Source organism: Streptomyces sp. NPDC046915, from assembly GCF_040644935.1.
Classification (GTDB): domain Bacteria; phylum Actinomycetota; class Actinomycetes; order Streptomycetales; family Streptomycetaceae; genus Streptomyces.
Genome location: NZ_JBEYXB010000008.1, coordinates 83,793 through 105,118 on the forward strand (window position 1 = coordinate 83,793; position 21,326 = coordinate 105,118).

The window sequence follows — 21,326 nt, forward strand, 5'->3', positions numbered from 1 at the left end:
CGAAACCTCCGGAGGTGCCCATGGGCTGGTGGCAGCTCAACGCCGACACGCTCGCCCGCAGCCGGTTCGTGCTCTCGCCGTACGTGGAGACCTTCGCGTGCCTGCAACTGCTGCACGCGGGCGAGGCCGCGCACCCCGGGGAGCGGGACTGGCTGCGCGCGCACCTGCCCGCCTACCGGGCGAGGCTGGCCGCCGACCCGGTCACCGCGCTCCTGATACGGGCGGGCCTGGGCCGGGTCTGGATCGCCGACTTCCTCACGCCGACGCCCCGGGACGCGGAGCCCTTCGCCCAGGCCGTCGCCCGGGTCCGCGCCACCGACCCGGCCGAGGCGCGCGCCCACCTGCGGATGGCCCTCGCCGGGCCGCTCCCGGACGCCCTGGACCGGGACGACCTGCCCGAGCGGGCGGCCACGCTGCTCACCTACGTGTGGACCGAGGCCGTACGACCGTACTGGGACCGGCGCCGGCGGATCCTGGAGGCGGACGTGGTCGCGCGGACCGCGCAGGTGAGCGGGGGCGGCTGGGCGGCGGTGCTGGACTCGCTGCGGCCGGGGCGGACCCGGTGGCTCGGGGACAGCCGGCTCCAGGTGAACCTGCACGAGTACCCGCCCCGCGAGATCTCCGGTGCCGAACTGCTGTTCGTGCCGGTGACGCCCCAGCGGCACGGCTGGGTGTCGTGGGAGGAGCGCACCCGGTACGCGATCGTCTACCCGTGCGCCGGCGCGCTCGCCGACCGAGGCGGCCGGGCGGTGCCCCGCAGCCTCGGCGCGCTGCTCGGCACGGCCCGTGCCGAGGTGCTGGTGCTGCTCGACTCCCCCATGTCCACCACCCAGCTGACCGCCGTGACCGGGCAGGGCCTCGGGTCGGTGGGACGCCATCTGAAGGTGCTGCGGGAGGCGGGGCTGGTGGAGCGCCGGCGGGCGGGGCGGTCGGTGCTGTACGCGCGGACGGCGGCCGGGCAGGTCCTGATGGAGGCGGGCGGGGAGGGAGGCCTTGGGGAGGCGGTCACCGGCCCGACACTTACCGGAGCTAGCATCCGCTTATGACGACTACCGACGACAACGGCTCCGTACTGGACACCGAGATCGGCGCCCTCAAGGGCGGCTCCGCGGACCTCTCCCAGTACGCGGGCAAGGCCGTACTCATCGTGAACGTGGCCTCCAAGTGCGGGCTGACCCCGCAGTACACCGGTCTCGAGCGCCTCCACGAGCGCTACGCCGAGCAGGGCTTCACCGTGCTCGGGGTGCCGTGCAACCAGTTCCTCGGGCAGGAGCCCGGCAGCGCCGAGGAGATCGCCGAGTTCTGCTCCGCGACGTACGGCGTGACCTTCCCGCTGACCGAGAAGGCCGAGGTGAACGGCGAGGGCCGGCACCCGCTCTACGACCGCCTGACCGGCTTCGCCGACGCCGAGGGGCACAGCGGGGACATCCGCTGGAACTTCGAGAAGTTCCTGATCGGGCGGGACGGCCGCGTCGTCGCCCGCTTCTCCCCGCAGACCGAGCCCGAGGCGGCCGAGGTCGTGGCGGCGGTCGAGGCCCAGCTGGCCCAGGGCCTGGGTTGACCTTGCCCCTGGGGCAGGGGTGAGCGTCCTTGTCACCGGGCGGGAAGGACCGCCCGGTGACGGAGGATTCCGGTGTGGACGAGGAACTGCTCACCATCGGGGCGTTCGCGGCGCGGGCCAGGCTGTCGGCCAAGGCGCTGCGGCTGTACGACCGCCTCGGGCTGCTGGCACCCGCGCACGTCGACGAGGCCAGCGGCTACCGCTACTACCGCGCCGGCCAGGCCGAACGGGCCCGCCTCGTGGCGCTGTTGCGCCAGCTGGACATGCCGCTCGCCCGGATCGCCGAGGTGGTCGAGGCGGACGGCGCCGAGGCCGCCGGGCTGCTCACCGCGTACTGGGCGGGCGTCGAGGCGCGGGTGGCGGGGCAGCGGACCCTCGCCGAGTACCTCCGTGGACGACTGTCCGGGAGGAGCTCCGAGATGTACGACAGGTTCGTGGTCGAGACGGTGGACGTGCCCGAGCAGGTGGTGATCACCGAGACGCGGCACACGCTGGCGGACGAGCTGCCCACGTGGATCGGGGCGTCGCTGGGGCGGCTGGAGGCGGCGGCCCGGGAGTGCGGGGGTGTCGTGGCGGCGCCGTTCGTCGTGTACCACTCCGAGGTGTCCATGGAGAGCGACGGTCCCGCGGAGTCGTGCGTACCGGTCGCGGACGCGGCGGCGGCCCGGGAGTGGGCGGAGCGGCGGGGGCGGGCGTGGGAGACGGCGGTGCGGGTGGAGCCGGCCCGGCGGCTGGCCTTCACCCGGATCACCAAGGCGCAGGTGGCCCATCCGCAGATCCTCGCGGCGTTCGAGGCGGTGGAGGAGTGGATGGCGCGGGAGGGGCTGGAGGCGGCGGGGCCCTGCCGGGAGGTGTACTTCGCCGACTGGGATGCGGCGGGGCCGGGGGACGCGGTGTGTGACGTGGCGTTCCCGGTCACGTGACGCGGGGCGGGGAGGCGGCCCCGGCGGCACGGCGGTCCGCGGCCGGGCGGGACGGCCACGAGAGCAGAGGTGAGCCCCCTCGGCAAGGACGGCGGGCTGGTCGAGAGGGCTCTGGGTGGTGCTTGTGGAGTTGTGGTCGTCGGGAGTCGGGTGGGCGAGGGTCAGGGAGGCCCCCTACGCCTTGACCGAGGCCACGAAGGCGTTCCACGCGTCGGCGGGGAAGGCCAGGGTGGGGCCCTCGGTGACCTTGGAGTCGCGTACGGCGAGTTCCGCGGTCGCGGGCGACTTGACCTCGACGCACGCCCCGTTCCCGGCGGAATAGGAGGACTTCGTCCACGTCTCGGTGGCGCCCTGAAGCAGTGCCATGTCCACTCCTGTTGCGAGTTGCTCTGTAGTGCGATTCACGCCAACCATGTCGACCGGTTGGCGTGATCGACGCTACTCGGCAACATCCCTTCCTGGAGCACTCCTTCACTCGACCGGGTGGCATATTCCCCTGGGGACTTACGCTGGGACGTGGCACAGGTGTATGATCCGCCGCCCCTTACGCCGGAAGGCTCAGCGGGCGTACTCTTTGGCCACATCCGAGATACATTGGCGGGATTGGTCCACATTCAGGGACTGCGCCCGCAGATGTTCGTACATCACGGCGTATTTCTGCACGTCCTGCGCCTTCTCCAGATACAGGTCACTGGTGACGCCCTCCAGGTACACCACGCTGGAGTCGGCCGCGTCGGCGAACTCCAGGATCGCGTACTGGCCGTTGAGCCCGGGATGCGCACCCACCTCGAACGGCAGCACCTGCACGGTGACGTGCGGCAGCTGGGACATCTCGATGAGGTACTCCAACTGCTCCCGCATCACCAGCTTGCTGCCCACCACCCGGCGCAGCGCGGCCTCGTCGAGCACCACCCACAGCCGGAGCGGGTTGTTCTCGGCGGTGATACGTTCCTGTCGCCGCAGCCGCACCTGTACGCGCTTGTCGATGTCGGCCGTGGAGGTCTCCGGCAGCGCCCCCTGTACGAGCGCCTCCGCGTACGCCCGGGTCTGCAACAGGCCGGTGACGAGCTGGGGTTCGTACACCCGCAGCGACTCGGCGTCCGTCTCCAGGCCGATGTAGACGCTGTACGGGATGTCACCGAACGCGTGCCACCAACCCTGCTGGCGGGAGTCGCGGGCCATCTCCATCAGGGAGTCGACGATCCGCTGGTCCTCGACCTCGTACACCCCGCACAGGTCACGGACGTCGCGCTGGCTGATGCTGCGCCGGCCGTTCTCCAGGCGGCTGATCTTCGACTGCGACACCAGCAGTCTTTCCGCCACTTCTTCGGCCGTCATGCCCTTGAGCTCGCGCAGCCTGCGGAGCTCCTGGCCCAGCCGGCGCCGCCTGACGGTGGGATTGACATTGGACGCCACGGGACGTGCACCTCCGGCTGAATGCCTGTACCTACCACTTTGCGTATCTGCTGTTGAGCAGACTGCCACCAAGGAGCTTCCTACCGCTGGGAAACGGTGGATATGCGGCGCGTACGCGTCAGTTCGGGCGCAAGAACGCAAGGAGAAGCGGTCGAGCGGGGTGGTGGGACCCCAGGGGGTCTCACCACCCCGCTCGAACCAGCGGCTCCCGAACCGGGTCTGGGGACGGCTGTGCGGCGGTGCGGTTTGCGGCTGTGCGGTTGTGCTGCTTGGTGCGTGGGTGTCGTGGTACTGCGGCTCAGTGGGCCACGACGCGCGCCATGGACCCGTGACGCGGTTGCATCGGAACGCCACGGGCGGGTTCCGGTGCGGGCCTGGCTCCTGGTCCGGCCTGACGGCCGGCGGGGGCCGGGCTGCGGCGCGGCTGGGCCGCCGCACCGTTCTGGACGTCCATCACGGCGTGCGCGACGAGACCGCCCATGGGGTCGTGCCTGATCAGATCCCTGAGCCTGGACCGTGAGGAGCGTCCCTCATTGCCCGGGTACAGGTGCTTGCCGAGGCCGACCGCGTGCGCCAGGGCGGCGAGCGCCGCGGTCCGCGGGTCCGGCGGTACGCCGGTGCGGATCGCGGAATCCAGCCGGGCACGGATCTCCCGGCTGATGGCGGTGTCCGTCGCCTGGTAGCGAGTCGTCGGCAATACCCCGCACATCTGACCCGGCACGGCGGCGACCATGCCGCACCGCTCCAGATGCGAGAGGTAGACCTGGCGGAGCCCGAGACGCGGCCCGCCGATCCAGTGGACGGCCCGTACCGGAGCGCCACGCCTTCGCAGCAACTCCAACGCGCAGTCCAGTGTTGGATCTCCTGTCGGCCGTGGTGCCACCACGGCGATACGATCCCCGTCTGGGGCTATCCGTCCGGCCAGCGCCAGCTCTACTAGCTGCGCTCCGGCCAGACCTAGGTCGAGCGACTGCGGCTGTGCAGTGGTACCCGTGGCCGGGTCCAGTGCCAGCAGCAGAAGCTCCTCCGGAATTGTTCTGCGGCTCCTGCCCATCCATGCCTCCCCGCGTGGATGAATGACAGGGTGACCCCTCTCACAATGGTCTGTCGAGAGTGCGTGACCTGTTTGTAAGGGAACCAGTAGGTATGTCGTTCTCGTCTACCGCAGGGGACAAGCCCGCACACAGGACACTGGTACATGGTTCGGACAGTGGCGGGGAGGCGTTGTCCGGTTGGGTGTTCGGCCGTCGGACGGCGGTCGGGTTCGGCAGGCGTACGGTGACATACGTCACATGGAGGAGGCATCGGTGGCGGGCGAGTCCCCCGACAGGTCGAAGCAGCGCGAATCGTCGGTAGAACCGACGTCGGGGAAGGCGGGTCCGGTTCCCGAAGCCCGCGATCCGCGGCTCGGGGTCTCCCGCGAGTCCGACGAGCGCGGCGGCGTGGACACGGCGACCAGGGTCCTCTCGACCCGGGACCTGACCTCCGACACCGAGACCCCCGCCCCGCAGGAAGACACCCGCCTCCGCGAGGCCGTGGCCGCGTGGGTACGCTCCGGCGACTCGACCGACGGGGAGGAGCCGCCGGGAGCTTCCTCCCGCGCCGAGACCTCCGGTACGGAGGACGACGGGGCGAAGCCGGCTGGCGCCAAGGCTGCGGGGGCGGAGACCGCGGGGGCGAAGGCCGCGGGGGCGAAGGCCGCGGGGACGGATGACGCCGGGTCGGATGACGCCGGGTCGGATGACGCCGGGTCGGATGACGCCGAGGCGGAGACCCCACGGGCGGATGACGCCGAGGCGAAGACCGCGGGGGCGAAGGCCGCCGGATCGAAGGCCGCGGGGACGGATGACGCCGGGTCGGATGACGCCGAGGCGAAGACCCCACGGGCGGATGACGCCGAGGCGGAGACCGCGGGGGCGAAGGCCGCTGGGGCGAAGGGCGCTGGATCGAAGGGCGCCGGGACGGAAGACGCCAAGGCGAAGGCCGACGAGGCGGAGGACGGCGGGGCGAAGGCCTCTCGGGCGGAAGACGCCGAAGCGGAGACCGCCGGGGCGAAGGCCTCTCGGGCGGAAGACGCCGAAGCGGAGACCGCCGGGGCGAAAGCCGACGAGGCCGATGACGCTGAGGCGGAGACCGCCCGGCCGAAGGCCTCGGAGAAGGAGACCTCCGGCGCGGAGGACACCGGAGCGAAGGCCTCCGCGACGGAAGACGCCGAAGCGAAGGCCGTCGAGGGCGAGAAGACCGAGGTCGACGACGCCGAGGTCGACGACGCCGAGAGCGCTGCGCCGGCGGCCGACGGCGGCGAGGCCTCGCAGGAGGACGCGGACGAGGACGGCGAGGCTGCCGCGCAGGCCGGCTCGGACGCCGGGACCGACGTGGCGGACGAACCCGAGGACGCCGCCGCGGACTCGGCCGATCCCGCGAACTCCGGCGAGCACGAGGAGCCTTCCGCGGACTCGGACAAGCCCGTGAACACCGACGAGAGCGACAGCGCCTCCTCGGACTCGGCCGAGCCCGCCGACGAGCACGAGGACGCTGCCGCGGACTCGGCCGAGCCCGCTGACACCGAGCCGGAAGCGGACACCGACGCAGCCGGTGAGGCCGACGCTGCCTCCGAACCCGCGGCTGCCGACGGCGATTCCGCCCCGCAGGGACCACCCGCAGCCGACGACGAGAGCCGCACGGGTGGTGCGGGTGGGAACACGAAGGCCGAAGGCGAAGCCGAGGCCAAGACCAACGCCGAGCCGGCGGCCGCCGAACGTGCGGGTGGGAACACCAAGGCCGAAGGCGAAGCCGAGGACAAGTCCAAGTCCAAGGCCAAGCCCGTCGATCAGCCCACCGCCGTCTTCAAGGCCCCCAAGCGGCAGGTCGATCAGCCGACCACCATGCTCAAGGTCGGCGGCAAGCCGAAGACCCCCGAGTCGGACCCCGAGCGCACCAGCAAGTTCGTCGCCCTCAAGCCCCTCGACGACCCGGCCACCCGCAAGCCGACCGCCCCCGCGGCCAAACCCGCCCCCGCCGCCAAGCCCGCGGCCGCGGCCCCCGCGCCCGCCGACGCCACCACCCCCGTCCCCCAGCTCGGCCCCGAGCGCACCACCCAGCAGCCGCTTCCCCCGAAGCCCCCGCTGGACCTGCTCGCCGAGCTGACGAACACCCCTCCGCCCCCGGAGACCCCGGTCCGCACGATCGTGCGCCGGGTCAAGATCTGGACCCCGCTGGCCCTCCTGCTGGTGATCATCTTTGCGGTAGTACAGGCTATGCGCCCGCTGCCCGCCCCCACCCTCGCGCTGACCGCCGAGGAGACGTACACGTTCGACGGCAAGACCAGCCTCCCGTGGCCCGCCGAGGGCCAGGGCTGGATGGACGGGGCCGGTATCGGCACGATGGGCGGCTTCGGCAAGCAGACCCCGGTCGCCATCGGCTCCGTCGCCAAGACGATGACCACGTACATCATCCTCAAGGAGCACCCGCTGAAGGCGGGCGCCGAGGGCCCGTCCATCACGGTCGACGCCACCGCCGAGAAGGAGGGCGGCTACAATAAGGCGGGCGAGTCCACCCTCGACACGGTGAAGGAGGGCGACAAGCTCACCGAGAAGCAGGCGATCTCGGCTGTCATGATCCCGTCCGCGAACAACATCGCGCGCCTGCTGGCCCGTTGGGACGCGGGCTCCGAGGCGGCGTTCGTCAAGAAGATGAACGCCACCGCCAAGAAGCTCGGCATGACGCACACCACGTACACCGACCCCTCGGGTCTGAAGGAGACCACGGTCTCCACCGCCGAGGACCAGGTGAAGCTCGGCAACGAGGTCGTGAAGAACCCGGTGCTGACGGCCATCACCAGCGCGGCCAGCTGGGACGACCCCACCCACAAGAACTGGCCGAACCCCAACACGCTCCCCTACGTCATGGGCGCGATCGGCATCAAGACCGGCAGCACCACCGCGGCCGGCGGCAACCTCCTCTTCGCCGCGCGGAAGGAGGTCGGCGGTGAGACGGTCACCGTCGTCGGCGCGATCCTCGGCCAGCACAAGGCTCCGATCCTCGGCACGGTCAACGACGTCAGCAAGACCGCGCTGACCGCCGCGAAGAACGCGCTGACCTCGGCGAAGATCCTGAAGAAGGGTGACGTCGTCGGTTATGTGGACGACGGTCTCGGCGGCCACACCCCGGTCGTCGTCACCAAGGACGTCACCGCGGTCGGCTGGTCCGGCCTGAAGGCGAAGCTGTCCTTCGCCGCCGACGAGGTACCGCACACCGCGAAGGCCGGCACCAAGGTGGGCACGCTCACCGTGGGCGACGGCAAGAGCGGCGCGGTGAAGGTGCCGGTGGCCCTGAAGAAGGACCTCACCGAGCCGGGCCTCGGCAGCAAGCTGACCCGCCTCGGCTGACCCGCGGCACCCGGTTCGCCGCCCTCGCACCCCGCCGACCAAGCCCCTCGGCGGGGTGCGTGCTAGCGTCACGAAACGGGGCGGGTACCCGGCCGAGGGGAAGCGGCCGGGAACTGGACAGGAAGCGGCCGGGAACACCGAGGGAAGCGGCCGAGAACAGAAGACGGGACACGGGGAGTGCCTTCAGGTGGCCACTGCGGAGCCGACACGCGCCGACGACACCGATACGGGCCCGGGGACCGGCCCGCGAATACGCCTGCCCGCGGCTGACCCGGCCACGGCCGGCCCAGCCGGACGCCGGGCGCGGCTGCGCGCCGCCGCCGAACCCCTCCGGCAGCGGCTGCTCCTGCACCCCGCCCTGTCCATGACCGCGCTCTCCGGCGTGCTGCACGTCATCTGGTTCTTCACGTTCGCCAACAGCGGCGGCGACCTCGCGGCGCAGGACGCCTGGGCGGAGTTCGTCGGCCGGCACCCGGACTCGGCGTACAACCTGGCCTGGTACGGCGGTATGCACCCGGTGTCGTACAGCGTGGTGTCGCCGTATCTGATGTCGGTGCTCGGTGTCCGTACGACGATGATGATCGCGGGGACGCTGTCGGCGGGCCTGCTGACGATGGTCCTCATCCGCAGCCGGTCGGTGAAGAACCCGCTGTGGGCCGCGCTGGCCGGGGTGTTCGCGCTGATCTGCAACGCGATCTCGGGCCGGGTGACCTTCGGCCTGGGCACGGTGTTCGCGCTGGGCGCGGTCGCCGCCGTGTTCTGCTGGCCGTACCGCTGGCGGCACAAGCGCTGGGCGAAGGCCCTGGTCGCGGGGCCGCTCGCCGCGCTCGCCACCATGGCGTCGCCGGTCGCGGGCCTGTTCGTGGGGCTGGTCGCGGCGGCGCTGTTCCTCCAGAAGCGGCGGCCGGGCGCCTGGGCGCTGGGGCTGGCGCCGTCGGCGGTGGTCGCCGTCTCGGCCTGGCTGTTCCCGTTCTCCGGCACCCAGCCGATGCGGATCGGCTCGGTGATCCTGCCGCTGCTGTACGGCCTGCTCTGCCTCTTCCTCGTCCCCAAGGAGTGGAAGACGGTCCGGCTGACCGCCGGGGTCTTCAGCCTCGGTGTGGTGCTGGTCTGGCTGGTCAGCTCGCAGATCGGTTCGAACATCTCGCGGCTGCCGATGATGTTCGCGGGGGTGACGCTGATCGCGGCGCTGCCGTTCACGGTCCCGCGCTCGCGCAAGTGGTACCTGACCGTGCTGGCGTTCCTCGGTTTCGTCGGCTGGATAGGTTTCAAGTCGGTCGACGACATCGTCCACACCACCCCGGCCGCGTCCTGGGCGCGCGAGCTCGCCCCGCTCGTCCACGAGCTCCAGAAGGTCGGCGCCGAGAAGGGCCGTGTCGAGGTGGTCCCGGCCCGCTCCCACCGGGAGGCCTCCGCCCTCGCGCCGTACGTCAACCTGGCCCGCGGCTGGAACCGCCAGGCGGACATGGAGCGCAATCCGCTCTTCTACGACGAGACGCTCGACTCGGCCAACTACCACGAATGGCTCCAGCGCTGGGCCGTCCACTTCATCGTCCTGCCCAAGGACCAGCCCGACGCGGACGGCGGCGGCGCCCTGGAGCGGACCCTCGTCCAGCGCGGCATGCCCTACCTGACGCAGGTCTGGGGCGACGGCAACTGGCAGCTGTTCCAGGTGACCGACCCGGCCCCGCTCGCCGAGCCGAACGCGATCGTCGACCGGGCCGAACAGGGCGAGATGACGATCGAGGTCCGCAAGGCCGGCCGTATCCTCATCCGCATCCCGTACTCGCCGTGGCTGAGCGTGGTCGACGCGAAGGGCAAGAGCCTGAAGCCGCCGCGGGAGACCCAGGCGTCCAAGCACCGGGCCGAGGGCACGCCGAAGACGTACGACAACGTCAACGGCTGCCTGATGGAGACGCCGGAGGACGCCAAGGGCGACAAGTGGACGATGCTGCTCGCGCCGAAGACGGGGACGTACCGGCTGGCCGCGCCGTACCAGCTGCCCAGGGGTACGCCGTGCCCGGACGAGCTGAAGGGGCGGTGAGCCGCCCCGGCCCGCCGGGCCGCTGACGTTCAGCGGAGCTTGTCGACGTACCTGTCCGTCCCCGGCACCGTCGGGATGAACGGCGCGACCAGCTCCACCCGCCCCAGCCCCGACTCCGCCACCTGCTCGTCGAGCCCCGTGAAGTACCGCTCCCAGCACTCCCTCGGGTCCGCCTCCAGGAACCACAGCAGGGTCAGGCGGGTGTCGACGCCCTCGACCTGCTTGACGTAGGTCATGCGGTCGCCGGGGAGCGGGGTGGGCCGGAAGACGGTCACCATCGCCGCCGGGGAGCCCGCGAGGCGCTTCGGCAGATGGCGGGAGCGCAGCCACTCCAGCAGTTCGGCGCGCTGCCCGGCGCCGTCGGCGTCGACGACCTGGAGGACCAGGCCCGGGTACGGGTGGTCGAGGGCGTGGAAGTCGCGGGGCCCGGCCGCGCCGTCCCGGTAGACCGTGGCCTCGTGGTCCTGGAAGGCCGTGAAGACGTGGGTGCGGTCCTGGTAGACGCGGGCGTCGCGGTTGAGGCGCCGGTTGATGGCGACGGTCCACTTCATGTGGTCGTCGTAGCGGCCGTCGGTGACCCAGTAGGTGGAGAGGTAGCAGCCGGCGGCGACGGGCTGGGCCACCGCCGACTTCTCCGGGTAGCGCAGGAGCTGGAGGTCCCGGGTCGCCACCCAGCGGCGGCCCGCGTACATCCAGGGCATGGCCATCGCGCCGGCGTAGTAGTGGTCGTCCTCGTACCAGCGGTTGTACGCGTACTCGTGGCCCGGGTGCGGTTCGACCATGGTGATCAGGGCGTGGCCGGGGCGCACTCCGTACGGGCCCACGGCGGCCAGTTCGGCGTACGTCTCGGCATACGTCTCGCTGCGGGTCTCCTCGCTCATGCCGTTCCCCTTCCTTCCTCTTCCTTCCTCCGCCGGACGCCCATACTCTGACGCCCCGTCAGATGATTCGCCATCCCCCGGGAGGCCCGGATGTCACTGCTCGAGGGCAAGACGGTCGTCGTGTCGGGCGTCGGGGCCGGGCTCGGCCATCAGGTCGCCGCCGCCGTCGTACGGGACGGGGGGAACGCGGTGCTCGGCGCCCGCACCGAGGCGAACCTCGCCAAGAGCGCGGCCGAGATCGACCCGGAGGGGACCCGGACCGCGTACCGGGCGACCGACATCACCGACGAGCGGCAGTGCGGGGCGCTGGCCGCTCTGGCGCGGGAGCGGTTCGGCGGGCTGGACGCGGTGGTGCACGTGGCCGCCTGGGACTCCTGCTTCGGCGGACTCGAGGACGCCGACTTCACGACCTGGCAGTCGGTCATCGACGTGAACCTGCTGGGCACGCTGCGGATGACCCGGGCCTGCCTGCCGGGCCTGAAGGAGGCCGGCGGCGGTTCGGTGGTCCTGATCGGCACACAGTCGGCGGTGGCCGCGCCCACCCAGGTGAAGCAGGCGGCGTACGCGGCCTCCAAGGGCGCGCTGACCAGCGCGATGTACTCCCTGGCCCGGGAACTGGGCCCGCACCGGATCCGGGTCAACACCGTGCTGCCGGGCTGGATGTGGGGGCCGCCGGTGCAGGCGTACGTACAGTTCACGGCCCATACGGAGGGCGTGCCCGAGGCGGAGGTACTGGGCCGGCTGACCGAGCGGATGGCACTGCCCGACCTGGCGACGGACAAAGACGTGGCCGACGCGGCGGCCTTCCTGGCCTCGGACCGGGCGCGGGCGATCACCGGCCAGTCGCTGCTGGTCAACGCCGGGGAGCTGATGCGCTAGCCACCGTCCATTTCCAGCCATTCGAGCTGTTCATATAGATGAACTAAGGTCAGCGAGTCGAACATTTTTGCTTGCTCTTGACCTTACGCTCGCTTGTCGTGCCCTCATAACCCCACCCACGATGAGCGGGCACTTCGCGGCCTTCCCCGTCCCCGCTCCGCTTATGCGAAGTGCCAGCCAGCTGAGCGGAGTTCACAAGGTGGACCCTGGAAGGGGGGCACATGAACAGTCTCGACTGGACCGTGCTCATCGGCTACTTCGGCGTGATGGTCGCGATCGGTGTCTGGTCGCACAAACGCGTGGACAACGTCAGCGACTTCTTCACGGCGGGCGGAAAGATGCCGTGGTGGCTGTCCGGCATCTCGCACCACATGTCGGGCTACAGCGCGGTGTTGTTCACCGGATACGCGGGCATCGCCTACACCTACGGCATCACCTCCTTCGCCACCTGGTCCTTCCCGATCGCCCTCGGCGTCGCGATCGGCTCCAAGGTGTTCGCGCCGCGCGTCAACCGGCTGCGCTCACGGCTCCACGTGGCCTCGCCGCTCGAATACCTGAAGAACCGCTACAACCTCCAGACCCAGCAGGCGCTGGCCGTGTCCGGCATGCTGCTGAAGATCGTCGACGTGGGCGCGAAGTGGGCCGCGATCGCGACCCTGCTGTCCGTGTTCACCGGGGTGACCCTGAACCAGGGCATCCTCATCACCGGCGCCATCACGGCCGTCTACTGCACCATCGGCGGCCTGTGGGCCGACGCGCTCACGGAACTCGGCCAGTTCGTCATCCAGTTGCTGGCCGGCATCTCGATGTTCGTCGCGGTCGTACTGAAGCTGAACGACAAGGGCATCGGCTTCTTCGACGCCTGGAACGAGCCCGCCCTGCACGGCCACGGCAAACCCCTCGTCGGCCCGTACGGAACCGTCTTCCTCCTCGCCTTCCTCTTCATCAAGCTGTTCGAGTACAACGGCGGCATGCTCAACCAGGCCCAGCGCTACATGGCGACGGGCAACGCGCAGGAGGCCACCCGCTCGGCCCGCCTGTCCGCGGCGCTCTGGCTGGTCTGGCCGGTCGTCCTCTTCTTCCCGATGTGGATGTCACCGCTCCTGGTCCACGCCCAGAAGCCGGACGGCTCCGACTCCTACGGCCTGATGACCGAACAGCTCCTCCCGCACGGCCTGCTGGGCCTGGTCGTCGTCGGCTTCTTCTCCCACACCATGGCCATGTGCTCCTCCGACGCCAACGCCATCGCCGCCGTCTTCACCCGGGACGTGGCACCGGTGGTGTCGGCACGGGCCCGAGGGTGGGGCGAACGCTCCGGGCTGATCGCGGCCCGCGTCACCACGGTGGTGTTCCTCGGCCTGTCCATGGCGGTGGCGACGCAGGTCAACTCCCCCACCCTCAAGGACATCATCACCGTCGTCATCAAGTGGGTGGCCGGCCTGATGGGACCGATCGCGATCCCGATGATGCTCGGCCTGCTCCGCCCCTTCCGCCGCTCCGGCCCCACGGCCGCGCTCACCAGCTGGGCCCTGGGCCTGCTGGCCTTCTGGCTGGTCAACTACCCGATCAACTGGAACGTCGACGGCGGCGTCCCGCTCCAGTACCAGGTCTCGGTCCCGCTGGCCGTCTCCCTGGTCCTCTACATCGTCATCGGCTACATCAAGCCGGAGGACACCCCGGAACGCCTCGCGGTCATCGAGCGGATCAACACGGACGACGACGGCGCGATGGCAGCGGTCCCGGCTCCCGCCGGCGCGGGCGACGACATGGTCGGCGCCCCGGTCAAGGACTGACCCCGCGACTACCCGCCCCTGGGGTAGCGGGCCAGCCACCCCGGCGCGGACCCCGCCGGCCCGTGCAGCGCGGGACCCTGGGTCATCTCCATCGCGAAGTCGTCGGCCAGCTCCAGGATCGTCGGACGGCCCTCCAGATCGGCCAGCCAGGCCGGCGGGAGGGCCGTCTCGCCGTGCAGGGCGCCGAGCAGCCCACCGGTCAGCGCACCGGCGGCACCGGAGGGCCCGCCCTGGTTCACCGCCAGGCACAGCCCGTGCCGTACGTCCTCCCCCACCAGCGCGCAGTACACCGCACCGGCCAGCATCCCGTCCGCCGCCCCGTCCCCCACCAGCTCCTCCACCCGGGCCGGTGACGGCATCCCCTGCCGTACGGCACCCAGCGCGTGCTGAAGCGCGTCGGACACGGGCTGGTGCCCCGGCCGGGCGGCGAGCAGGGCCAGTGCCCGCTGCACGGCGCCGTCCAGACTCTCGCCGCGGGCCAGCGCGTGCACGATCACCGCGTACGCGCCCGCCGACAGACAGGCGGTGGGGTGCCCGTGGGTCTGGGCCGCGCACTCCACGGCCAGCTGCACCACCAGCTGCGGCTCCCAGCCGACCAGCAGCCCGAACGGCGCGGACCGGGCCACGGCCTCGGGGCCCAGCTCCCCCGTGTTCTTGGGCGACTCCAGCGTGCCCATGTTCTCGTCGCCGAGCCCCAGCAGCAGCGCCCGCGCGGGGTCCCGCCGCGCGTACAGCCACTCCTCCCGCGCCAGCCACCCGTCGTCCTTGCGCCGCTCGTCGGGACCCCAGTCCCGCTGCGTCGCCGCCCATCTCAGATACGCCCGGTGCAGATCGGTCGGCGGATGCCAGGCCCCGGTGTCCCGCCGCACCTGGGCCCGTATCAGCCCGTCCACGGTGAACAGGGTGAGCTGCGTGTGATGGGTGACGGAACCGCGCCGCCCGTACCCCACCGCCAGGTCGACCAGGCCCTCCACCCCGTACCCCGCCCGGATCTCCTCCACCCCGAGCTCGTCGACCGGCGCCCCCAGCGCATCCCCGACGGCAACCCCCAGCAGCGTCCCCCGCACCCGGCTACGAAAGTCCTGCTGCTCGGCACGCCCCCAGACGGCCCCGGATGCCGCACCCATCCTGACCTCCCACGTAGCACCGTCCGTACGTACGACGCTGTGCACTGTAATCGAACGGGGACGGTCGGTAGAGGGGCCGGATCGGGGGGCGGGGTGTGGGTCGAGTGAACGTGAGAGGCCGGGTCGAGTCAGGGGCGGGCGTGCGGGATCGCCCTTGCCGGTCGGGGTGCCTCTGCCTCCGCCGCCTCCCGGATCGCGAGGATCTCGGCGATGGCCTCAGCGGGATCCAGTTCGCCGGCGTCCACAATCCGCTCCGGGTCTGTTGAGCGTTGGTCGCGGCCTCGAAGAGGTGTTGCGCGAACGCAGGGAGCCGGCCCGGGGCGATCCGGGCGACCGCGTCCCTGAGCGCGTCCGGAGTTGGCTCCGGCATGGGGATCACCGGTCCGTGCGGGCCGTCAATCCGACCGTGAAGTGGCGCACGAGGAGAGTGGTTTGGGTGCTTTTCCTGATTCACGTCACTCAGTGTTGTCGCTTCCTCCTACCCTGAACAACACCGAAATCAGCACGGAGAGCGACCGTACGGACACGTCCCGGGGTCGTCCGGCCGAGTACACGGAGGTGAACGGTATGGAGGACGAGGAGGCCACGGCCGTACTCAAGGCGGTCGGACGGCAGATCAAGATCTGGCGCGAGGCCGCCGGGATGCGGCAGGCCGAGTTCGGGGCCGCCATCGGGTACAGCGAGGAGACGGTCTCGTCCGTGGAGCGCGGGCGGCGCGTCCCCAGGCCGGAGTTCCTCGACAAGGCGGATGAAGTGCTCGGCGCGGGCGGGAAGCTGGCCGCGATGAAGGAGGACGTGGAGAAGGCCCGCTATCCGAAGAAGGTGCGGGACCTGAAGCGGCTGGAGGACGAGGCGGTCGAGCTGGGCGCGTACGCGGCCCTCCACATCCACGGTCTGTTGCAGACGCCGGAGTACGCGCAGGCGTTGTACGAGATGCGGCGACCCTCGTACACGGAGGACGAGATCGAACGCCTCGTCGCCGCGCGCATGGCGAGGAAGACCCTCTTCGAGCGTGTGCCGCGGCCACTGGTCACCTTCGTCCAGGAAGAGGTGACGCTACGGCGGCCGGTCGGGGGGAGAATGACACTGCGGCGGCAGCTCGAACACCTTCTGTCCGTAAGTGAGTTGCGGCACGTAGAGGTGCAGGTCATGCCTACGGATCAGGAGGATCACGCGGGCATGATGGGCTCGTTCCGACTGCTGAAACTCCCGGACGGCAAGACGCTCGGGCACTCGGAGGGCCAGCTGCACGACCGAGTGATCAGCGATCACCGCGAGGCCCAGATCCTGGAGATGCGCTATGGAATGATCCGGGCGCAGGCTCTCACGCCCCGCGATTCACGGGCGTTCATCGAGAAAGTGTTGGGAGACGAGACGTGACCTCCGCCCTGAACTGGTTCAAGAGCAGCTACAGCGGCAACGACGGCCCCGACTGCGTCGAGGTGGCCATAACCCCCGCCGCCACCATCCACGTACGCGACTCCAAGAACAACCAGGGCGCCCAACTCGCCTTCACCGACACCTCGTGGGCCGAGTTCGTGGCGTTCGCGGGTCATTCCGCGTAGCGGGCCTGAAGGGCGTCGCGGGCGTCCGTGACCGCTGCCAGGTGGGCGGTGACGCGGGGGCGGTCGGTGCCGGGGCTGTGCAGCAGTTCGGTGAGGATGGCGGCCAGGTTCGCCAGGTCGTCCCAGCCGGAGTCCATGGCCAGGACCTCGGTCAGGCCCTGGTCGGCTTCGGACCAGTCGGCGAGGGCGCAGCCGATGAAGCACCGTCCCTGCCGACGGTGCACATCCTCCAGCTCGCCGTCCTCGTGGACCAGTCGGGCCAACTCCCGCCAGAGCGCTTCGGCGGACCGCACCCCCTCGGACCGGCTGACGGTCAGCGCCAGTTCGAAGGTGCCGATCAGCGGCTCCCTCTCGCGCAGCCGCTCGGCGATCCGTCGGGCCTGCGCCCACTGCCCGGTGTGCCGGTGCAGCTCGACGCGCAGATCGTCCAGGTCGTCGTCCGGCGTCGCCGCCCGTTCCGCGCCGGTCAGCCGCGCGGACGCCTCGTCCCAGCGGTCGCAGAGCATCAGCAACTCGATGCCCGTGCGGCGCGCCCAGTCCGTCCGCGACTCCAGCTCGACGCACCGGTCCAGATCGGCCAGAGCCTGCTCGGTCCGCCCGGCCGCCAGACGGGCTCGCGCGCGCCGGACGTAGGCCCACCCGTATTCCGGGTCGGCCGCCAGGGCTCGGTCCAGGTACGGGAGAGCCTCCGTATAGGCCCTCCGGGCGAGGTGGATCGCTCCGAGGCCGGCCAGCGCGATGTCGTAGTCCGGATTCCCTTCCAGGACGCGCTGGAAGACGGCGACCGCCTCGTCGTACCGGCCCGCGCCCCGGTACGCCACGCCCAGTTCGGCGCTGATCCAGTCGACGTCCGGCTCCGCCTCGACGGCTCGGCGCAGGTCCTCGAACATGCCTGCCTGGTCGCCCGACCGGTCCTTAACCCGGGACCGCATCACCAACGCCCAGGCGTAGTCGGGGACCAGCTCGACGGCTCGGTCGAGGTCCGCCAGCGCCTCCTCCGCCCGGCCCAGTTCGTGGAGAGCCGCCCCACGGCTCGCCAGCGCCGAGGCGTAGCCGGGCTCGAGGGAGACGGCCCGGCCCAGCTCGGTGACGGCTTCCTCGAACCGGCCCACGAGCCGATACGCGTCACCCCGTTCCGACGCGACCCAGGCCACATCGGGCGCGAGGGAGGCCGCCCGGTCGAAATCGGCGAACGCCTCGGCCGGCTCCCCCCTGGACCGGCGCAGGCGGGCCCTGCGCACCAGCGTCCACAGGCCGTCCTCGTCGATGCTCAGCGCACGGTTGAAGTCGGCGAGCGCTTCGTCGTACCGCCCGAGAATGTGGCGGCACACCGCGCGCCCGGTCAGGGACCCGGCATCGGTCGGATCGAGGGCGATGGCCCGGCTGAAGTCGGTGACGGCCTCCTCGAAGCGGGCCGCCAGCCGATAGGTCTCCGCGCGCTCGGCGATGATCCAGCTGGTGTCGGGGGCCAGTTCGTCCGCCCGGTCGAGGGCGGCCAGCGCCGCCGGGAAGTCGTCCATCAGCTGATGGACGAGGCCACGGCCGTAGTGCGGCAGGGCCAGTTCCGGATCGAGCTCGATCGCCCGGTCGTACTCCTCCAGGGCCCGTCCGTAGTCGCCGGCGTGGCGCAGCTCCCTGCCCCGCAGCGTGTGGGCCGTCGCCCGGCCGCCCGGGTCCAGTCCGGGGCGGGCCAGGAGCAGGTCCATCGCCCTGGCCACCCCTCGCTCGTCGTCGGCGAGCACCCCGCCCAGTTCCCGGCCCCACTCCCGCAGGGTCGAGTCGTCCACCGCGTCGCCCGCGTCCTCCAGCATCCGTGCCCAGCGGCGGCCGACCACCTCGTCCTCGCGGCAGGCCCTGACGAGGAGCCGCAGCGCCTCGCCGAGCGCCGCGGGCGGCCGGGCGCAGAGCAGGTGGTACGTCTCCTCCAGGCGCAGCTCACGCCACTCCTCGTCCGCCCACAGTTCCTCGTCGTCCCGGCCGGCCCCGACGTCGGTGCGCCACTCGGCGAACGCCGCCGCCAGCCGCCGGTGCCGCCCCACCCACTCGCGCCGGGACTTGCGCCGCTCCAGCCGGAGCATCGGCACCCGTACGACGTCGTGGTACTGCACCCGCTCCCCGCGCTCACCGACGAACGGCAGCTCCGTCAGCCACTCGTACAGCGCGTCCACTTCGTCGTCCGGGCGGTCGACCAGGACCCGGACCACGTCCGCGTCCAGCCATCGGGGCAGCGCGCAGATCCGGGCGACGTCACGGCGGACTTCCGGTTCCGATCTCAGGAACCGTTTCACGGCGGCGGTGCTCGGGTCGTGTACGTCGTCCGGGGCACCGGGGCCGTTCTTCGCGAGCGTCGACACGAGGACGGGCAGACCGCCCGTGAGGCGCAGCACCTCCTCGACGACCGGTTCGGCCACGACCCCCTTCCCGGCGAGCAGCCGGCGTGCCTCGGCCTCGGTGAACGGTGCGAGGGGTACTTCCGCCACGGAGTCCACGCCGCTCCACCGGGCGGTGTCCAGGGGGCGCTGTCCGGCGGTGACCACGACCAGGGTGGCGGGCAGTGCGCCGTCCGCCTCGTCACCCGTGACCATCTCGTGCAGCCACGGGTCGAGGTACGGTCCTGTCCGCTCGTACGTGTCGAAGAACAGGACGATCCACGGGACGGCGGAGGCGGCGTCACGCAGTTCGCCGAGCAGGACCGGGGTGAGCGCCTTCTCCGGTGTCAGTACCAGGTCGATGTCGTCCGGGTTGCGGAAGCGGGCGCTGAGACCGGCCCGCAGGAGGTCCGCGCCCTGGGCGAGCCGGTCCGCGGGGAGGGCGCTCGCGAGGAGGCTGCCGCCCGGCACCATGGCCTCCGCCGCGGCGATGCCCAGCCCCACCGCGGCCCTGCTGCCGGCCGACGGTGTCTCCGGCTCCGGCACGAGCGCCGCCGCCTCCGCCTCGCGGCGCCGCTCCTGGTACGCGGTCAGCCGCCGCTCCAGGCCCTTCAGCCTGCGTCCCTGGGAGGCGAACTGCCGGCAGAGCGCCCCGAGGACCTCCGGCACGCTTCCGGCCGACTCGTCCACGTACGCCGTCAGCGCCCCTCGTTCGCGCGCGAGGCGCCTCAACTCCTGTACCAGGAAGGTCTTTCCGATGCCGGCGTTGCCGTGCACATGGAAGCGGAAGTGGTACCGGTCGTCCCCGGGCGGAAGGTCGAAGTTCGCCAGGAATGCGGCCCGTTCGGCGTCCCGGCCGACGAATCCGGCCCGACTGCGCTGCTGGATCAGCTCCTGCAACGACGGCTGCGCCTGTGCCATGCGTACGTCCGTCCCCTCGCTCCGGCCCGTCCTCATTCTGGCTCAATGTGGACGGGACGCGGTGGCCGCACGGGGGAAAGAAACCGGTCATGACCACATCAGCCACACGTGCCCCATGGCTCGCCGCCACCCTGCTGACCGGCACGGTCGCCCTCTACATCGCTCTCGTCGCCTTCGGCAACATCACCGACTTCGGCACCAACCAGCAGTTCGTCCGCCATGTGCTCGCGATGGACACGACGTTCAAGGACGACGACCTGATGTGGCGTGCCATCACCTCGCACGCCTTGGAGGACGCCGCGTACGTGGCGATCATCGTCTGGGAGTCGCTCGCGGCGCTGATCCTGATCGCGGCGACGTACCTGTGGGCCCGCCACCACCCCCGCGCCCGGCAGGCCTCCACCATCGGCCTGCTGATGCTCCTGCTGCTGTTCGGCGCCGGGTTCATCGCGATAGGCGGGGAGTGGTTCTCGATGTGGCAGTCGAAGACGTGGAACGGCCTGGACGCGGCCACCCGGGTGATCGTGCTGACGGGGGTGGCGCTGCTGGTGACGTATCTGCCGGGGGCGTCCGCGGAGAACGACTGATCGCCTTCGCACGCCCTGAGCGACACGGCGGCGGCACCCCGATCGACTTCGGAACACGTTCCGAAGTAGCGTCGGCTCATGTCCACTCCCATGGTCTCCTTCTCCGAGCTCTCGAAGAATTCGAAGCGCGTCGCCGAGACGCTGGACCGAGCCCAGCGTGTTCACATCACACGGCGGGACGGGGAGGACCTGTACCTCACGACGGCTCGCCATGACCATCAGCGCGAGGAGACCGCGGACATCACGGCCCGCCTGCTCGCCGCACTCATACGGAGCGACGACGGCGGGCGGGCCATACTGCGAGCGCTCCCCGCCGTGTTCCCGTGGGTACGCCATCTGTCGGCGGAAGAGATGAAGCAGTTCGTCGCCGAACTCATCGACGCCACCCACGACGTGGCCCAGTTGGACGTCCACTCCAACCTGCACCGAGTCGTCGTCGAATGGCGTGCGACGGCGCGCATCCTCGCCGACCCGGAGCTCACGGACCAGCTCACCCGTCGGCTGCCCGACAAAGACCATGGCGAGGTGACCGAGCCGTGAGTCCGAAGCGTGGCGACGACGTCGCGCCACCACCGGTCGGCAAGGAATGGCGCCTGCGGTTCGCGACGAACGATGCGGCCAAGGGATGGGGTGAACTGAGCGCCGAGGCGCCGGGCAACACCCGGCGCTGTTTCGAGGCAGCCTGGGCGGTCGGGAGTACCCCCAGTGGGAGTACGAAGTGACGGCAGGGGGTCGTGTGCGCTATCTCGTGGACGAGGAGAGCCGCACCGTGTACCTCGTGTACGCGGCCACGCGCCACCCCAAGGACACTGACCAGCCGCGCAGGGCGAACTTCTGCAAGGGCCCTAAGGAGAGCGTCAGTTCGCGGCCCG

Annotated in this window: 18 protein-coding genes; 12 read left to right on the plus strand and 6 right to left on the minus strand. The window is 71.1% G+C overall.

The genetic code is table 11. The features are described from left to right. The first annotated feature begins 20 nt into the window (after positions 1–20). Genes ABZ915_RS21615 through ABZ915_RS21625 form a run of 3 tightly spaced genes read left to right on the plus strand, consistent with a single transcriptional unit; the run spans position 21 to position 2,484 of the window. A complete protein-coding gene (locus tag ABZ915_RS21615) occupies positions 21–1,046 on the plus strand; it encodes a helix-turn-helix domain-containing protein (RefSeq protein ID WP_361805310.1) in 1,026 nt (341 codons plus the stop codon). After that, positions 1,043–1,561, plus strand: coding sequence for a glutathione peroxidase (locus ABZ915_RS21620; protein ID WP_361805312.1), 519 nt, complete (start codon positions 1,043–1,045; stop codon positions 1,559–1,561). The genes ABZ915_RS21615 and ABZ915_RS21620 overlap by 4 nt, the downstream gene beginning before the upstream one ends. Positions 1,562–1,617: 56 nt before the next feature. Next, positions 1,618–2,484, plus strand: coding sequence for a MerR family transcriptional regulator (locus ABZ915_RS21625; protein ID WP_361805315.1), 867 nt, complete (start codon positions 1,618–1,620; stop codon positions 2,482–2,484). A gap of 174 nt (positions 2,485–2,658) precedes the next feature. Here the strand turns inward: ABZ915_RS21625 and ABZ915_RS21630 are convergent, their stop codons facing one another. The 3 genes from ABZ915_RS21630 to ABZ915_RS21640 form a co-directional block, all read right to left on the minus strand. Continuing rightward, a complete protein-coding gene (locus ABZ915_RS21630; protein WP_361443038.1) occupies positions 2,659–2,850 on the minus strand; it encodes a DUF397 domain-containing protein in 192 nt (63 codons plus the stop codon). 192 nt (positions 2,851–3,042) lie between these two features. Continuing rightward, positions 3,043–3,900 (minus strand): helix-turn-helix transcriptional regulator, encoded by an 858-nt coding sequence (locus ABZ915_RS21635; RefSeq protein ID WP_361805318.1) that lies wholly within the window; start codon positions 3,898–3,900, stop codon positions 3,043–3,045. Between the two features lie 298 nt (positions 3,901–4,198). After that, on the minus strand, positions 4,199–4,954 hold the full coding sequence (locus ABZ915_RS21640) for a GPP34 family phosphoprotein (RefSeq protein WP_361805321.1): 756 nt from the start codon (positions 4,952–4,954) through the stop codon (positions 4,199–4,201). Positions 4,955–5,192: 238 nt separating this feature from the next. Here ABZ915_RS21640 and ABZ915_RS21645 point away from each other — a divergent pair, with 238 nt between their 5' ends. Further along, positions 5,193–8,288, plus strand: coding sequence for a D-alanyl-D-alanine carboxypeptidase (locus ABZ915_RS21645; protein ID WP_361805324.1), 3,096 nt, complete (start codon positions 5,193–5,195; stop codon positions 8,286–8,288). A 187-nt stretch (positions 8,289–8,475) separates the two neighbouring features. Next, positions 8,476–10,332 carry an MFS transporter gene (locus tag ABZ915_RS21650; RefSeq protein WP_361805327.1) on the plus strand — a complete coding sequence of 619 codons (1,857 nt, stop codon included), beginning with the start codon at positions 8,476–8,478 and terminating at the stop codon, positions 10,330–10,332. Positions 10,333–10,361: 29 nt separating this feature from the next. Here the strand turns inward: ABZ915_RS21650 and ABZ915_RS21655 are convergent, their stop codons facing one another. Beyond that, positions 10,362–11,213 (minus strand): hypothetical protein, encoded by an 852-nt coding sequence (locus tag ABZ915_RS21655; protein WP_361805330.1) that lies wholly within the window; start codon positions 11,211–11,213, stop codon positions 10,362–10,364. Positions 11,214–11,303: 90 nt separating this feature from the next. On the opposite strand from ABZ915_RS21655, the gene ABZ915_RS21660 reads away from it, so the two are divergent. Continuing rightward, a complete protein-coding gene (locus ABZ915_RS21660; protein WP_361805333.1) occupies positions 11,304–12,092 on the plus strand; it encodes an SDR family oxidoreductase in 789 nt (262 codons plus the stop codon). Between the two features lie 221 nt (positions 12,093–12,313). After that, a complete protein-coding gene (locus ABZ915_RS21665) occupies positions 12,314–13,885 on the plus strand; it encodes a sodium:solute symporter family protein (protein WP_361805336.1) in 1,572 nt (523 codons plus the stop codon). A gap of 8 nt (positions 13,886–13,893) precedes the next feature. Here ABZ915_RS21665 and ABZ915_RS21670 read toward each other — a convergent pair whose 3' ends face one another. Beyond that, positions 13,894–15,012, minus strand: a complete 1,119-nt coding sequence (locus tag ABZ915_RS21670; RefSeq protein ID WP_361805339.1) for an ADP-ribosylglycohydrolase family protein — start codon at positions 15,010–15,012, stop codon at positions 13,894–13,896. A 567-nt stretch (positions 15,013–15,579) separates the two neighbouring features. Here ABZ915_RS21670 and ABZ915_RS21675 point away from each other — a divergent pair. Continuing rightward, on the plus strand, positions 15,580–16,392 hold the full coding sequence (locus ABZ915_RS21675) for a helix-turn-helix transcriptional regulator (protein WP_361805342.1): 813 nt from the start codon (positions 15,580–15,582) through the stop codon (positions 16,390–16,392). Beyond that, complete coding sequence (locus ABZ915_RS21680) at positions 16,389–16,577, plus strand: DUF397 domain-containing protein (protein WP_361805345.1); 189 nt, start codon at positions 16,389–16,391, stop codon at positions 16,575–16,577. The genes ABZ915_RS21675 and ABZ915_RS21680 overlap by 4 nt, the downstream gene beginning before the upstream one ends. Here ABZ915_RS21680 and ABZ915_RS21685 read toward each other — a convergent pair. Further along, complete coding sequence (locus ABZ915_RS21685) at positions 16,565–19,867, minus strand: tetratricopeptide repeat protein (RefSeq protein ID WP_361805348.1); 3,303 nt, start codon at positions 19,865–19,867, stop codon at positions 16,565–16,567. The two genes, ABZ915_RS21680 and ABZ915_RS21685, sit on opposite strands and share 13 nt — an antisense overlap. A gap of 89 nt (positions 19,868–19,956) precedes the next feature. Between ABZ915_RS21685 and ABZ915_RS21690 the strand changes: the two genes are divergently transcribed. The 3 genes from ABZ915_RS21690 (at position 19,957) to ABZ915_RS21700 (ending at position 21,176) form a co-directional block, all read left to right on the plus strand. Next, a complete protein-coding gene (locus ABZ915_RS21690) occupies positions 19,957–20,454 on the plus strand; it encodes a DUF2165 domain-containing protein (RefSeq protein WP_361805351.1) in 498 nt (165 codons plus the stop codon). Positions 20,455–20,532: 78 nt separating this feature from the next. After that, complete coding sequence (locus ABZ915_RS21695; RefSeq protein ID WP_361805354.1) at positions 20,533–20,994, plus strand: prevent-host-death family protein; 462 nt, start codon at positions 20,533–20,535, stop codon at positions 20,992–20,994. Next, a complete protein-coding gene (locus tag ABZ915_RS21700; RefSeq protein ID WP_361805357.1) occupies positions 20,991–21,176 on the plus strand; it encodes a hypothetical protein in 186 nt (61 codons plus the stop codon). Before ABZ915_RS21695 ends, ABZ915_RS21700 begins: the two co-directional genes overlap by 4 nt. Positions 21,177–21,326 lie beyond the last annotated feature (150 nt).